Here is a 14,370-nt window from a genome sequence, read left to right on the forward strand (position 1 = left end):
CCTCATGCCGAACCGGCAGGGACTAGATCCAAGAAGAATCGCACCATTTCCGCCGAAGCATCGGGGCCGGCGCCGTCGGTGTAGGAGCCACTCGCATGGCCACCCGACCAAGCATGGCCGCCCCCGTGCAGAGTCCAACTTTCAATTCGCGCTTGCCCAAGGGCGTCGGTGTGGATCTCGCGGCTGAAGCGGCGCCCGCCTTCTGCAACGCCGAAACGGGTGCCGACATGCAAGGCATCCTGGCCTGGCTCAGCGCCATACGCGTCGCGGGCCTGCTGGACGATCAGGTTGCTATTGGACTGCTGCACGGTATGGTCTCTATCGCCGTGGAACACGATAGTAGGCACTGCCTGCGTGGCGCTGCGGCCCTGGCTTACGGCCATATGGACAAAGTTGCGTAGGCCACCGATTCCGCTGCGCCCCCCTTTCATGGCCAGCAAAGCTGACGGGATATCGTGCGCGCTGCCGTAAGGGAGGCCCGAGTGAGCGCCAACGCCGGCAAACAACTCCGGATAAGTTTCGCCCAGCACGACCGCCATCGCCGCGCCGGCCGACAGGCCGGCCACAAAGATGCGTTGCGGGTCGGCGCCATGCTTGTCCGCCACTTCTCGGGCGATACCGGCGATCAGAGAGGGCTCACCGTCGTCTCGCAGTTGGTCTTGGGGCTGGAACCAATTCCAGCATTTGGAGGCATTCGCCTGCGCTGCCTGCTCGGGGTAGAGGACAAGAAAGTCGTGGGTATCGGCAAGGCGGTTCATCTGAGTGCCGGCCGCGAAATCGTCGGCCGTCTGCGTGCAGCCATGCAGCATCACGACCATGGCGCGCGGCGTCGCTGACGCTGCCTTGGGGCTATAGACCTTGTAAGCGCGGCTGCCGGCCGCGTTGCTGAATTGATGAGTTTCAAAGCTGCCTGGCTTGAGCGCCTGTTCGCTCGATGCGGGATTGCGCCGTCTGCCTCGGGCAACGTTCACGTCAACGTCAACGTCGACTGCAGCGGCAGCTGCAGCTGCAGCTGCAGAGTGTGAGTCCGATGTCCGCCCGGCGGCTAGGGCGCGCCTGATGGTTTCGGTGACGTGGCGCATCGGGCCGACGTCAGTGGTCAGGCCAGCGCGGGCAAGCGCCCGCTCAATCGTGGCATTGATGGCGTCGGCGTTGAGGGCCTTCGCTCTTGCGGAGAAGAGGTTTTTCATGCGGGGTTCCTGTTCGGGATGATGCGGCGAGCCCATGTCCAGGGCCGGACAAGCTTGTTCGACGATCGTCGCCGACAAGAGCCAGAACCGCAGCCGGCCGATGGCGCTGCCTTGTGAAGGACTTGTCCGACAAAGCAACGGCTTCTTGGCTGCTGCAGCAGAAGCCCTCGCGCGGGTAGCCTTTGCTGCTCCAGTAGTCAGAGGTCAAGATGGTCGAGAAAACACAAAGAACAGCGCAGGGCGCAGCCGCAGCGCGCCGGGCGGGGCTTTGGACCAATCTTCGGGCCGCGCTGCGCGCAGCGTACCGGTCTTCGCTGCGGCCCGCCAGCGCCCCCGGGCAAGCCCTGTACGGTACCTTGGTCAGCGGCGCCGCTCCATGAGGCCGATGCAGCTCTGGCGGCTCAGCAAGCAGGCCGGTACCGCTTGGATTGATGATTATGCGCCGAGCATGGGCGCCGCCTTGGCCTACTACACGATGTTCTCGATCGCGCCGCTTTTGCTGATCGCGATCTCGGTGGCCGGCATGGTGTTCGGGCGCGAGGCAGCCAGCGGCGAAGTGTTGATGCAGCTGCGCGGCTTGATGGGTGAGAGCGGCGCGCTGGCTGTGCAGGCGATGCTGGAGAGTGCCGCACGGCCGGCCGAAAGCTGGATCGCTGCGCTGATCGGTGGGGCCTTGCTGCTGCTGGGTGCGACCACGGTGTTCGGTGAGCTACAGGACGCGTTGGATCGCATCTGGCGGGCGCCGCAGCGCAACAAGCCGCAAGGCCTCTGGGGCTTGCTGCGCTCGCGCCTGCTGTCTTTCGGGATGATTCTGGGCATAGGATTCTTGCTGACGACCTCGCTGCTGCTGAGCGCGGCGATCGCGGCCTTCAGCGCCTGGAGCGGGGCGCGGCTGGCTGGCTGGGCAGTATTGGCCGGCTTCGTCAACTTCGTCATCAGCTATGTCTTGGTGGCGGCGATGTTTGCGTTGATCTACAAAATCATGCCGCGCGTACGCATTGCTTGGCGCGATGTGTGGATAGGCGCTTGGGTAACGGCGCTGCTGTTCAATATCGGCAAGCTCTTGATTGGCCTCTACATCGGCAAGAGCGGTGTGGCCTCGGCCTTTGGCGGCGCCGGCTCGTTGGCCGTGCTCTTGATTTGGGTTTACTACTCGGCCCAGATCTTTCTGTTCGGCGCCGAATTCACCTGGGCCTATGCGCACAGCTTTGGCTCATTCCGCCACGCTGCGGCCCGGAAGGACACGATGCAGACCCCACCCAGCAAGGCTGGTGCTGTGAGTTGGCGCCGACAAGTGTCCAAGCTCACCGTAGACGAGTGATGACTCTTCCAAGTGGGCAGCGGGTTCCGCTCGATCGACCGTTCTAGCTTTAGACATTCGGTCGAGTTTCATCGAGGCAGGGTAAGCTGACGGCCCGAACGACCGCTGCTCAATCGGTGCATCGTCGACTTAGAGGGCGGCACTCTGGATGCCTCTATGGGCACCGTGTCGCCACGTAGCCAGTACTCCCGAAATGGCCTTGCCTGTGCCGGGCCGACAATCCGAACAAGCGCTGCATACCTGACGTTCCGTTCGGCTATCTTTTAAACCTGACCGAAGACAGACGTGCCGGCCAAGTGATGGTCGCCTGGCTGGAGGTGGCCCCGCCCGGCTCGGTCTCGCCTGGAGTGGTGGCGCGTCCAAGCGGGCCTTCAGTGACCCGCAGGGGCCGGGCGCTTCGGGCATGCTGTGGCAGTTCCTGGCCAAAAAACGTTTCAAAGCGTGAAGGGGCTGCTCGCCCCTCATTCGCGTGCTTTGCCGTGCAGGTGCCAAACTGCGATGAACATGGCGGCTATCACCGGCCCGAGCACAAAGCCGTTGATGCCGAACACCGCCATGCCGCCTAGGGTGGTGATCATCACCACATAGTCGGGCATGCGGGTGTCCTTGCCGACCAGCACGGGCCGCAGCAGGTTGTCCACCAGCCCGATCACCAGCACGCCGTATGCGCTCAGGGCCAGGCCTTGCCAGAGCGCGCCGGTCATCAGCAGATACAAAGCCACCGGCAACCAGATGAGACCCGCGCCAATCGCCGGCAACAGCGACAAAAAGGTCATCAACACGGCCCACAAAAGCGGTGCGCCGACGCCCAGAAACCAGAACGCCAGGCCGCCCAAAGCCCCCTGGATGGCGGCCACCAGGAAGTTGCCTTTGACGGTGGCGCGCACGACGGTAGCGAACTTGCCGAACAGCTCCTGCTTGTGGGCCGGCGCCAAGGGGATCGCTTGGCCGATGGCGCGCATGAGCTGCGCGCCATCGCGGATCAGAAAGAAGGCCAAGTACAGGGTGATGGCCAGGCTGGCAAAAAACTCGAAGGTGATCTGGCCCGCACTGAAGACCTGGGTGGCGATGAATTCGCTGCCCTGCCGCAGCGCCAAGCTCAGACGCTGCTGCAGGTTGGCAAACTCGCCCAGGCCCAGTTGGTCCAGCAACTTGGCGGCCCAGCCCGGCAGAGCATCAAAGGCGCTGTGCAGATAGCCGACCGGATTGAGCGCGCCGGACTGCACCCGTTGATACAGCTGCGCCGCCTCGCGCGCCAGCGCCGCGGCGATCAACGCCAGGGGCAGGATCACCATCACCAGCACAAACAGCAGGGTCAGCAGGGCAGCCACGTTGCGCCGCCCACGCAGACGCAGCAGCAGGCTACGGTTCAGCGGCACGAACAGCAGCGCGATGATCAAGGCCCACAGCATCGTGCCGAACAAGGGAAGCAAGATCCAACCCAACGCCAGTGAGACCGTCAGCAAGAGCAGCAACAAGAACTTGCTCTCCAAATAGCTCCCCGCCACGGGCTGGGGCAACTGCGGTCCGTCCGGTACGTCATGCATCCAACACTCCCATCACTTATTGGCCTGCCGGCAAGGGGCCGCAGGCTACGCCTATTGTGCGGTGGCTACACCGCAATGACCCCCAATCTACATGGCCCCGCCAACAAATGCTGGCGGGGCTCTAGCTTCAAGTCGTAAATGCGGTCTTGCGCCAATCTGAAGTTGTACTTGAGTGCCAGCGCGAAGGTACATCGACCACGCGCGGGTCCCAGCCGGTGCCGGCCATTGATGCTCGCTGGGCTGGGTGCCAGCCTTTGACCAAAACGGTCATCGGCCGGTCCAAGGAATCAAACAAACTTTTTTTCAGCTTCCCCTTCTACCGCGATAGCCAAAGAGCATGTACGCAACGACAAAGGCCACAAGGATCAATCCAATTGGGCCAAGGCCCCAACCCATGCCCATGCCCCAATACAGTCCGCCTCCGCCACCAAACAACAGCAACAGCACAATTACGACAAGCAATAGGTCCATGTTTTTTCTCCTACAAGTTATGAAGCTTTGATTTTTCAATCGCAGCGGCTGATAGGCCGGATTCCAGAGCCGACGGCATTCCGTCGGTGGCTAGCAAGCGGCCATCGTCAGGTTGTTACAAAGCTCGCTGACCGTTTGGGGCACGTCACTCGTTTCATGCCTTGACTTTGCAGAACATGAGCGGCTGTGTGCCGCTGCAGTTCAGACCCGACTTTGCAATACCCTGACGAGACCGAGATTCCGCGCAAGCAGGTCTCGAGTCGGTGCGCTGCCGCACGAAGCCCAAAAAATCAGCCGATCCGCTTTCCATCTCGGTACACCACGCTGTCCACGAGAAATGTCCTTTCCTTGGCCCTCCCGTCAACTCCTGCGCCGACCGCCCGCCTCGGCAATTGGCGCACGCGGATCCGATGCCGTCGGTGCGATGCCGAACTCTGCAGGCCCTCCCGAGATGAGCTCTCCCGAAGGCAGCAGGTCAGGGTGGCTCGCGCCATCCTCTGCAGTGGCGATTCAAGGCGCTGGATTTGCTCTCGCACAGTCCGCGAGCCGCTTGGCGACTAGGTGCCGACCATGAACTGATGCGCGGAGCGTCCAGCTGCACGGCAATAGCGCGGACAGCCGGGGCGTAGGACATCCCGCCGTGCAACACCCGCCCCCGTCCGATGGCCATGAGTGCCAAAGGCACCGACAGTCGACCAGGGGCTGGATATTTGATCCATGCCGCTTCACACAGTCACCTGAAAGGTCACGCCATGATCGAGAAGACCGCCAACGTCCATTGGGAAGGCCCGGGCAAGACGGGCAAGGGCCAGATCAGCACCGAGACCGGCGCCCTCGAGCGCTACCCCTATGGCTTTGCCAGCCGGTTCGAAGACGACCGCCGGGGCACGAACCCAGAGGAGATCCTTGCCGCCGCCCATGCTGCCTGTTTCACGATGGCCTTCTCCTTTGCCTGCGACAAGGCCGGCTTCGCCACCCGCAAAGTCGACACGCAAGCTCGCGTCCGTCTGACAAAGGAGGGCGAGGGCTTCGTGATCGACCGGATCGCGCTCACGCTGAAGGCGGCCGTGCCAGGCATCGACGAAGCCGGTTTCCAGCGGATCGCCCAGGCCGCCAAGCGCGAATGTCCACTGTCCAAGGCGCTTGCGTCCGTCGCCGAAATCAGCCTGCAGGCCACGCTCGAATCAGCGGCCCCATGAGCGATGCTGCGATTGTCGACATCCTCGAAGCCGCGCTGGCCTACACGCAACGGATTCAGATACATCGCCGTGCCGGCGAACGCTGCGGCTTGCGCGCCACCCCTGCCTTCTTTCTGAACGGCAAGGTCGCGGATGTCTCGTTCGGCCTCGAGAAGCTAGACGAGGCCGTACAGGCCGCACTGAAGATCACCTGAAATGCTGACGCCTTGCAGCACCGCGCTCCACCCTGATCTCGCCGCCGCGCCTTCATGTGCGTCATCGCACAGTGCTCACCAAGCCCTGCGCGCAGACTTCACTGTCTCAACCCGTCCGCGCCCGGCAGTACGTCGCACCCGTTTGGCGCCTTGCAGTTTCGATCCCTCCTAGGAGTCCCACCCATGCTCTTCGATAAATTCGCGTTCCGCTCGCTCCACCTCGCCAACCGCATGGTCATGGCGCCATTGACACGCAGCCGGGCCACGCCTCAGCACACGCCGAATGCATTGATGGCGACCTACTACGGTCAGCGTGCGACCGCCGGCCTGATCATCACCGAGGGCACCTCGCCCAGCCCCAACGGCCTGGGTTACCCACGCATCCCGGGGCTGTACGACAAAGCACAAGTGCAGGCCTGGAAGGCCACCACGACGGCCGCGCACGAACAAGGCGGCACGATCTTCGTGCAGTTCATGCACTGCGGCCGGGTGGCGCATGTCGCCAACCTGCCGCCCGGCGCCGAGGTTCTCGGGCCCGGCAGCGCTGTGTGCCCGGGCGAGATGTACACCGACACCCTGGGCATGCAGCCTCACAGCCCGCCACGAACGATGACCGACGACGATATTGTCAATGTCATCGATGAACACGTGGCGGCCGCAAAGCTCGCAGTGGAAGCAGGTTTCGACGGCGTCGAGTTGCATGGCGCCAATGGCTACCTGATCGAGCAGTTCCTCAACCCCTTGATCAACCAGCGCACCGACGGCTACGGCGGCAGTGTGGAGCGCCGCAACCGTCTGGCGCTGGAGATTGCACACGCCATGGTGGCCGCGATCGGCCGCGACCGGGTGGGCATCCGGCTCTCGCCCTACGGTGTATTCAACGGAACCAGCGCGTTCCCCGAGGTGGAGGTCCAATACATCTCGCTCGTTCACTCGCTCTCCGCGCTGGGCCTGCTGTACCTGCACCTGGTCGACCATTCGTCCATGGGTGCGCCGCCCGTGCCCGCCGATTTCAAGCTCAAGCTGCGTGCCGGCTTCGACGGGCTGTTGATCCTGTCCGGCGGCTTTGACCACGCCAGCGCCGAACAAGCCTTGCTCGAGCAACGCGGCGACCTGATCGCCTTCGGCCGGCCGTTTCTGGCCAATCCCGACCTGGTGGCGCGCATGCGCAAGGACGCCCCGCTCAACGCCCCAGACGAGGCCACCTTCTATGTGCCCGGCGCCAAGGGCTACACGGACTATCCGGCCCTGCCGACCTGACCCACGCACCAAGCAAAGGACACATCATCATGACTTACCAAAGCATCAACCCCAACGACGGCAAGTTGCTGAAAAGCTTCGAGCACCTGAGCAATGCCCAACTCGACAAGGCGCTGGCGGCGGCTGAGAGCTGCTTCCAGACCTGGAAGCACAAGAGCTTCGCCGAGCGCGCCGTGATCCTGAACCGAGCGGCGGCGCTGTTACACGCCCATGTCGACGACTTCGCTCGGCTAGAGACACTGGAGATGGGCAAACGCATTGATGAGGCGCGCGGCGAAGTCAAGTTCAGTGGTGACATCTTGGGTTACTACGCCCAGCACGCCGAGTCTTTCCTGGCCACGGCCCATCTGCATCCCAAACACGGCAAAGCACACATGGAAAGCTCGCCACTCGGCGTGCTGTTCTGTGTCGAGCCCTGGAACTTTCCCTACTACCAGCTTGCCCGAGTCGCGGGGCCGCAGCTGATGGCCGGCAACGTGCTGGTGGTCAAGCACGCCGGTTGCGTGCCGCAATGTGCCATCGCGTTCGAGAAGCTCTTGCTCGATGCCGGCGCACCGGTCGGTGCGTACACCAACCTGCTGATCTCCTACGAGCAGTCCGATCGCGTCATCGACGACCCGCGTGTCAAGGGCGTCGCCCTGACCGGCAGCGTCGCCGCAGGCCGCAGCGTGGCGGCCCGCGCCGGGCAGAACCTGAAGAAGTCGACGATGGAGCTTGGCGGCAGCGACGCCTTCATCGTGCTCGACGACGCCGACCTCGACTTGGCTCTGCCATGGGCCGTCTGGGGCCGTATGTTCAACGTCGGTCAGACCTGCTGCGCCGCCAAGCGCTTCATTGTGCTGGATGCTGTCGCCGACGAATTCCTGGCCCGGTTCAAGACTGCGCTGGAAGCCTTGCTGCCGGGCGACCCGATGATTGAAGCGACCACGCTGGGCCCGCTGTCCACCGAGACTGCGCTGCTGCAACTGCTGGCCCAGGTCGATGCTGCCGTCAAAGGCGGCGCCCAGCTGCTGCTTGGCGGCGAGCGCATCGCCCGCCCGGGCTGGTTCATGCAGCCCACGATCCTGACCGACATCGCCCCCGGCAACCCGGCCTTTCGCGACGAATTCTTCGGCCCGGTGGTGTCGCTCTTTCGCGTCAAGAGCGAAGACGAAGCCGTCGCGCTGGCCAACGATTCCGACTTTGGTCTGGCGGGTTCGGTGTGGACCCGGGACGAAGCGCGTGGCCGGCGCGTGGCCAGCCGCGTCGACACCGGAATGATGTTCGTCAACAACATCGACTGGACCGACGCAGAACTGCCCTTCGGCGGCATCAAGCACTCCGGCTACGGCCGCGAGCTGGGCCGCATGGGCATCCAGGAATTCGTCAACAAGAAGCTGGTCCGCAGCGGCGCCATCGCCGCCCCGGTCTGAGCGCAAACCGGAGCATGCCATGAACAAGCAAGCCATCCCATCCCAAGCCAGCGAAGCGCCAGTCTGGTTCATCACCGGCTGCTCCACCGGCTTCGGCCAGGAACTCGCCAGGCAGGCCATCGAACGCGGCTACCGCACGGTGGTGACCGCCCGCGACCTCGCCAAGCTGCAGGGCTTCGTTGCGAGCGACCGCGTCCTCATGCTGAAACTCGACGTCACGCAAGCAGACCAGATCGCTGCGGCCGTCCAGGCGGCCGAAGCGCGCTTCGGAGGCATCGACGTGCTGGTGAACAACGCCGGCATCGGCTACTTCGCCGCCATCGAGGAGGGCGATGCGGCGGAGGTGAGGAAGATGTTCGAGGTCAATGTGTTCGGCTTGACCGCCATGGTCCAGGCGGTGCTGCCGGGCATGCGTCAGCGCCGCCGCGGCTGCATCGTCAACCTGTCGTCGCTGGCCGGTGTGCGCGGCATGCCGGCGCTGGGGCAGTACAACGCCACCAAGTTCGCGGTCGAGGGCCTGTCCGAGGCCTTGCGGCGCGAGGTCGAGCCGCTGGGTATTCAGGTGATGGTGGTCAATCCAAGTGGCTTCCGCACCGACTGGGCCGGGCGCTCGGCCCACGAGAGCGAGCACCCGATCGAGGACTATCTGGCCACCGCCGGCAAGGTGCGGCTGGCGGTGCGGGCCACCTCGGGCAAACAGCCTGGCGACCCGGTGCGTGCCGTCAAGGCCATCGTCGAGGCCGTGGCGTCGGGCAAGCTGCCGCAGCACCTGCTGTTGGGCAACGATGCCTTCGAGGGCGCGATGGCCAAAGTCGACGAACTGCGCCGGGACTTCATGGCGGGCGAGGCCGTCGCGCGCGGCGCCGATTTCCCGAAGGAGACGGTATGACGCGCAAGATGCAGGCTGCGCAAGTCGAGCAATTCGGCCAGCCGCTGGTGCTCAAGGAACTCGACATCCCCACACCCGGTGCCGGCCAGATCCTGGTCAAGACCGAGGCCTGCGGCGTCTGCCATACCGACCTGCATGCCGCCAGCGGCGACTGGCCGCTGAAGCCGACGCTGCCCTTCACGCCGGGGCACGAAGGCATAGGCATCGTCACGGCACTCGGCGCCGGCGTCACAGCGGTGAAGGAGGGCGACCGGGTTGGCGTGCCCTGGCTCTATTCGGCCTGTGGCCATTGCGAGTTCTGCCTGGCGGCGCAAGAACCGGTCTGTGCCGAGGCGCAGTTCGGCGGCTACACGCAGAACGGTGGCTTTGCTGAATACATCCTGGCCGACCCGAACTACGTCGCGCACATTCCGGCGGGTCTGGCCGCACGCGATGCTGCGCCCTTGATCTGCGCCGGCATCACCTCGTACAAAGGGCTGAAGGAAACGCAGGCCCGTCCCGGGCAATGGGTGGTTATCTCGGGCATCGGCGGCCTGGGGCACCTGGGCGTGCAGTATGCCAAGGCCATGGGCCTGCAGGTGTGCGCGGTTGACATCGACGAGGGCAAGCTCGAACACGCCCGGCGCCTGGGTGCCGATGCCGTGGTCAATGCGAAGACCGGTGACCCGGTGGCGGCGGTGCGCAAGCTCACGGGCGGCGGGGCACACGGCGTGCTGATCACGGCGCCGTCCTTGCCCGCTTTCAAGCAGGGCGTGGGCATGACGCGCAAGCACGGCACCTGCGTGCTGGTGGGCATTCCGCCGGGCGACTTCCCGACGCCGCTGTTCGATGTGGTGGCCAACTGCATCACCATCCGCGGCTCCTTCGTCGGCAACCGGCGCGACATGGCCGAAGCCCTGGCCTTCGCCGCCGAAGGCAAGGTCAAGGCCGACATCGAATTGCAGCCCCTGTCCGCCATCAATGCTGTCTTCGAGCGCTTGGCCAAAGGCGAGGTGCCGTCGCGGGTGGTGCTGGACTTCGCGGGCTGAGGCCGGACACAAGAGCCCGGAAGGGGTCTTGTGCCAGCCGAAGGCTCGAGCGCGATTTCAAGCGCCAGGGCTGACTCCCGGCCTACCTGTATCGACACGCGGCGCCAGCCTGCCTGCCCGCTGAAGGGCAGCACCTATGCGCCACTGAAACCTCTACCGAAGGAACCCCATGTACTACAGCAGCGGCAACTACGAAGCATTCGCCCGCCCGCGCAAAACCCAGGGCGTGGAGAACAAGACGGCCTGGTTCGTCGGCTCGGGCCTGGCGGCGCTGGCCGGAGCGGCCATCCTGATTCGTGACGGCCAGATGGCGGGCGAGCGGATACTGCCGGATGCCATTGTCGCGACTTGATCCAACTCTAGGAGCTCCTCATGTTTGCTCAAACGACTCGCTTGTGGACCTCAGCCTTGGCCTCCACCTTCAGCCCAAATTCCACCCCTGTTCATGTGCCGGGCGCTGCAGGTCAGGCATTTCTTGCCATGCCCTTCGACGCCATGCGGTTCCACTACGCCAGCGCCGTTGCAGCTGGCCTGGCTCATCGGTCCATCCTCGCTCCTGGCCAATTTGAGCAGGCCTTAGACACCTTGGAGAAACTCATCTTGGGACCGCTGGCCAGACAACGCTGACGCGACTGGGTCGGCCGTCGAGCGGTACGCCTTCATGACTGATCAGCAAGGCCTGATGGCAAGCCTACGCATTGAAGGCAGCAAGACCAGCCGCACCAGGCGACGAAGACCAATGGCTTGACCTGAACCCAAAACCTGCTTCTAAACACCATTCACCCAGCAAGGATCAAGCATGCCCATGCCAGCAGTCGAAGGCCCAATTCTTATTCAGCACGCGATACAGCTGTCCGTCGCACCGGTGTTCCTGTTGACGGGTATCGCCAGCTTGCTTGGTGTGATGGCGAACCGACTGGCCCGCATCATCGACCGGGCGCGTGAGGTCGGCAAAGGCAGGGGAGCCCCGAATGCAGAGGCAATCGCCATGGCACGTTTGGAGCTCGCCAGCCTTGAACGCCGGCGCCACCTGGCCAGTTGGTCGATCAACTGCTGCACCGGCGCCGCGCTGTTGGTCTGCACGGTTATCGTGACGCTGTTCATCGAGGAGTTCCTGGGCGCCGATCTGAAGTGGCTGGCCGGCGCTCAGTTCATCGCCACCATGATGTCGGTGATTGCCGGCCTGTCTTGCTTCTTGGCCGAGGTCTATATCGCCACTCATAGCTTGTTCATCGATGCTCAATCCTTTGATGGACAGGCAGGGCAACTGCGCATGTTCGGTGCGCCACAGACGAAGCCTGCTCCCGACGAGAAAATGCCCTGATGCATATCCAAGCCCTGCGCAAGCTGCGCCGCCCCAGCATGGCCTTCAGTGCTGTGCTGCTCTCAACACTGATGCTGAGTACCTTTGCCATGCCCAGTCACGCCACGGAAGAGCCTGAGTACCAAGTCGTTCGCGAACTCGAGGGTATCGAGGTGCGGCAGTACGCTGGCTATACGGTTGCACAAGTCATCGTCGCGGGATCGGCCAGCGCGGCCGGTAATCAGGCGTTCCCCATCCTGGTGGGCTATATCTTTGGCAAGAACAAAGGCGAGTGAAAGTTCGCCATGACGGCACCGGTGACACAGGTCGCCGTGCCTGTGAAGCTGGAGATGACCGCGCCGGTCACCCAGAGCGCCACTGCTGGCGGATTTCTGGTGCAGTTCGTTTTGCCCAAAGGCATCACTGCGGCCAGCGCGCCGGAACCACTGGACGCTCGTATTGAAGTTCTCGATCTGCCGCCCAGCAGGCTGGCCGTGATTCGCTACTCAGGCTTGTGGTCAGAGTCGAACTACGAGCAACATCTGGCGAAGCTGCAGTCGGCCTTGCTCGCCGCCCACCTCAAGTGGGAGGGAGAAGCGGTGTACTCACGCTATAACGCGCCCTACACGCCATGGTTCATGCGGCGCAACGAGATCTGGTTGCGGATGGCCGAGGACTCCTGAGCTCCCATGTTTAAGCGCAGCGAGTTTGTCGCTCGCCAGGTCCGACCATCGAACCTTGAGCCCGCAGGTGGCCCGGTCCTCGTTGCTGCACACTGCAGCTCCAGGTCGGCTATTGGCCGGGAACGTGAGGCCACAACATCGCCAGTAATCCGCCGTTGAGCAAAACGGCCGGCGAACCGAACGTCAGCTATGCGGTGCTCGTTCGAACTGTCGGCCTGACGCAGGCCGGGACATTTCGAGGGCTATGACTGCTTGGCAACTGGGTGCCCGGAGCAGTCATCGACGCGACAGGAGTAGCGGCCCGACTTGAACCGGCCATCGGCTAAAGCGGCCTACTCTTCCCCCCACAACCGCACTAGGTCGCACTTCTGAGCGAAGTTCAAGGCCGGGACCAGCAGTGGCGCCATCGTCGTGACCGAGAACCAGCTCGCCAAATGAGGCAAGTTGCGGTCGAACCCGGGCCGGCGCATGGCGCCGCTGGCTAGGGCGGCCGCACTGAAGCCTTATGTTCGCTGTCGCACCGACGCACGCCCCAGGATGCCGATGATCAGGGTTTCTACATCAACCCATTAAGGAGATTCCCATGCTGAGCCAAGTCGAACTCGATTGCCTGCAAGCGTGCAATGCATGCGCAGCCGCATGCCTGCAGTGCGCCTCTGCCTGCATGCAAGAAGTTGACCCGAAGGCAATGACTGGCTGCATCGCGCTCGACCTCGAATGTGCCGACATCTGCCAGCTGGCGGCGGCGTCGATCGCAAGAGGTGGCAACTCGCGTGCTGCAATTTGCGCGCTATGCGCCGAGGCTTGCGAGACCTGCAGGATCGAGTGCGCGAAACACTCGATGGATCACTGCCGAAAGTGCGCCGAGGCCTGCCAGCGCTGCGCAGAAGCCTGTCGCGGCATGGCGTCCTGATCTGCGACCGCCAGCCGCTTTGCCACGCTTGTAGGAGAACTCCATGAATCAATCGACCATCAGATTTTCTTGCGCGATGCGGCTTGTCCAGATCGCTTCGCTGTGCCTGGCCGCGACCGTGGCACAGGCACAGGCACAGGCACAGGCGCAGGCCCAGACTGCGCCTGCAATGTCTCATTCAGCCAGCATGCCCAAAGGCCAGATGCAGCAGGGTGCGATGGGTTCCGCCGAGATGAAGCAGGCGATGATGATGGGCATGGACGGCATGCAGAAGATGCCGATGTCGGGCGACACTGACATGGACTTCGCGATGCTGATGAAGATGCATCACCAGCAAGCGCTGGACATGGCCGAGATGCAGCTCAAGCATGGAAAATCGACCGAGATGAAGGCGATGGCCAAGCGCATCATCGCAGCCCAGAAAAAGGAGATTGCCGAGTTCGATCGGTGGATGGCCAAGCCCAAATGAAATCAACACCTAATTCCACTACGCCCATGCCGTTGAAGGAAACGGCAGCCTAATCGAAAGTCAGCTATGCCGCGCTTGTTCGAACTGTCGGCCTGGCATTCGAACCTTCTAGCATGGGCTGCCTGTCTGAAGTTCTGCAGCGGCGTCGTCTTCCTGAGCCAAGACTACGCGCCCCTTGCCAAGGCTTTTGGCAACATACATCGCATGATCTGCTTTGCGCATCAAGATGCCCTTTTCAGCCGAGTCGTCCGGAAAAATTGCAACGCCGATGCTGACTGTGACATTGGCTACTGCCCCATCTTGCAACGCCACCGGTTCGGAGAGTGATGAGAGTACTCTCCGAAGCACGCCTTCAAGTTCTGACCCGCAGTCAATGTCGGAAAGAACCATCACGAATTCGTCGCCTCCTAGCCGACTGACCGTGTCATTGACGCGGACGCAGCCAAGAAGTTGGACTTCATCCGCTTTTGTAGACAAATCTCAGCTTCCAG

At 63.3% G+C, this 14,370-nt stretch carries 16 protein-coding genes and 1 pseudogene; 13 read left to right on the forward strand and 4 right to left on the reverse strand.

Annotation, left to right across the window (positions count from 1 at the left end; genetic code table 11):
• Nucleotides 1-2: 2 nt before the first annotated feature.
• Nucleotides 3-1,190 carry an alpha/beta hydrolase family esterase gene (locus tag LNV08_RS20355; RefSeq protein ID WP_263535560.1) on the reverse strand — a complete coding sequence of 396 codons (1,188 nt, stop codon included), beginning with the start codon at nt 1,188-1,190 and terminating at the stop codon, nt 3-5.
• A 376-nt stretch (nt 1,191-1,566) separates the two neighbouring features.
• Between LNV08_RS20355 and LNV08_RS20360 the strand changes: the two genes are divergently transcribed.
• Nucleotides 1,567-2,511 carry a YihY/virulence factor BrkB family protein gene (locus tag LNV08_RS20360; protein ID WP_263535561.1) on the forward strand — a complete coding sequence of 315 codons (945 nt, stop codon included), beginning with the start codon at nt 1,567-1,569 and terminating at the stop codon, nt 2,509-2,511.
• Between the two features lie 461 nt (nt 2,512-2,972).
• On the opposite strand, the gene LNV08_RS20365 is transcribed toward LNV08_RS20360, so the two are convergent.
• Together LNV08_RS20365 and LNV08_RS20370 are read right to left on the reverse strand one after the other, a co-directional pair.
• Nucleotides 2,973-4,058, reverse strand: coding sequence for an AI-2E family transporter (locus LNV08_RS20365; RefSeq protein WP_263535562.1), 1,086 nt, complete (start codon nt 4,056-4,058; stop codon nt 2,973-2,975).
• A 303-nt stretch (nt 4,059-4,361) separates the two neighbouring features.
• Nucleotides 4,362-4,529 carry a hypothetical protein gene (locus tag LNV08_RS20370; protein ID WP_263535563.1) on the reverse strand — a complete coding sequence of 56 codons (168 nt, stop codon included), beginning with the start codon at nt 4,527-4,529 and terminating at the stop codon, nt 4,362-4,364.
• A 752-nt stretch (nt 4,530-5,281) separates the two neighbouring features.
• On the opposite strand from LNV08_RS20370, the gene LNV08_RS20375 reads away from it, so the two are divergent.
• The 12 genes and pseudogenes from LNV08_RS20375 to LNV08_RS20430 all read left to right on the forward strand — a co-directional run bounded on the left by LNV08_RS20375 (nt 5,282) and on the right by LNV08_RS20430 (nt 13,879).
• Nucleotides 5,282-5,728 carry an OsmC family protein gene (locus tag LNV08_RS20375; RefSeq protein WP_263535564.1) on the forward strand — a complete coding sequence of 149 codons (447 nt, stop codon included), beginning with the start codon at nt 5,282-5,284 and terminating at the stop codon, nt 5,726-5,728.
• Complete coding sequence (locus LNV08_RS20380; protein WP_263535565.1) at nt 5,725-5,922, forward strand: DsbA family protein; 198 nt, start codon at nt 5,725-5,727, stop codon at nt 5,920-5,922. Before LNV08_RS20375 ends, LNV08_RS20380 begins: the two co-directional genes overlap by 4 nt.
• A 183-nt stretch (nt 5,923-6,105) precedes the next feature.
• Entirely contained in the window at nt 6,106-7,182 is a 1,077-nt protein-coding gene (locus tag LNV08_RS20385; RefSeq protein ID WP_263535566.1) for an alkene reductase, read from the forward strand.
• 29 nt (nt 7,183-7,211) lie between these two features.
• Entirely contained in the window at nt 7,212-8,594 is a 1,383-nt protein-coding gene (locus LNV08_RS20390; protein WP_263535567.1) for an NAD-dependent succinate-semialdehyde dehydrogenase, read from the forward strand.
• A gap of 19 nt (nt 8,595-8,613) precedes the next feature.
• Nucleotides 8,614-9,483: an oxidoreductase gene (locus LNV08_RS20395; RefSeq protein ID WP_263535568.1), complete on the forward strand. Its 870-nt coding sequence runs from the start codon at nt 8,614-8,616 to the stop codon at nt 9,481-9,483.
• Nucleotides 9,480-10,511, forward strand: coding sequence for a zinc-dependent alcohol dehydrogenase (locus tag LNV08_RS20400; RefSeq protein ID WP_263535569.1), 1,032 nt, complete (start codon nt 9,480-9,482; stop codon nt 10,509-10,511). Before LNV08_RS20395 ends, LNV08_RS20400 begins: the two co-directional genes overlap by 4 nt.
• A 169-nt stretch (nt 10,512-10,680) precedes the next feature.
• Entirely contained in the window at nt 10,681-10,863 is a 183-nt protein-coding gene (locus LNV08_RS20405) for an oleate hydratase (protein WP_318014140.1), read from the forward strand.
• 20 nt (nt 10,864-10,883) lie between these two features.
• A complete protein-coding gene (locus tag LNV08_RS20410) occupies nt 10,884-11,138 on the forward strand; it encodes a hypothetical protein (protein ID WP_263535570.1) in 255 nt (84 codons plus the stop codon).
• A 172-nt stretch (nt 11,139-11,310) separates the two neighbouring features.
• Nucleotides 11,311-11,835, forward strand: a complete 525-nt coding sequence (locus LNV08_RS20415; RefSeq protein ID WP_263535571.1) for a DUF2721 domain-containing protein — start codon at nt 11,311-11,313, stop codon at nt 11,833-11,835.
• Nucleotides 11,836-11,924: 89 nt separating this feature from the next.
• A pseudogene (locus tag LNV08_RS20420) lies at nt 11,925-12,497 on the forward strand (SOUL family heme-binding protein).
• 583 nt (nt 12,498-13,080) lie between these two features.
• A complete protein-coding gene (locus LNV08_RS20425) occupies nt 13,081-13,410 on the forward strand; it encodes a four-helix bundle copper-binding protein (RefSeq protein ID WP_263535572.1) in 330 nt (109 codons plus the stop codon).
• 43 nt (nt 13,411-13,453) lie between these two features.
• Nucleotides 13,454-13,879 carry a DUF305 domain-containing protein gene (locus LNV08_RS20430; protein ID WP_263535573.1) on the forward strand — a complete coding sequence of 142 codons (426 nt, stop codon included), beginning with the start codon at nt 13,454-13,456 and terminating at the stop codon, nt 13,877-13,879.
• Between the two features lie 108 nt (nt 13,880-13,987).
• On the opposite strand, the gene LNV08_RS20435 is transcribed toward LNV08_RS20430, so the two are convergent.
• Nucleotides 13,988-14,356: a diguanylate cyclase gene (locus tag LNV08_RS20435; RefSeq protein ID WP_263535574.1), complete on the reverse strand. Its 369-nt coding sequence runs from the start codon at nt 14,354-14,356 to the stop codon at nt 13,988-13,990.
• Nucleotides 14,357-14,370 lie beyond the last annotated feature (14 nt).

The sequence above is a fragment of the Paucibacter sp. TC2R-5 genome, assembly GCF_025717605.1.
Classification (GTDB): Bacteria; Pseudomonadota; Gammaproteobacteria; order Burkholderiales; family Burkholderiaceae_C; genus Paucibacter_A; species Paucibacter_A albus.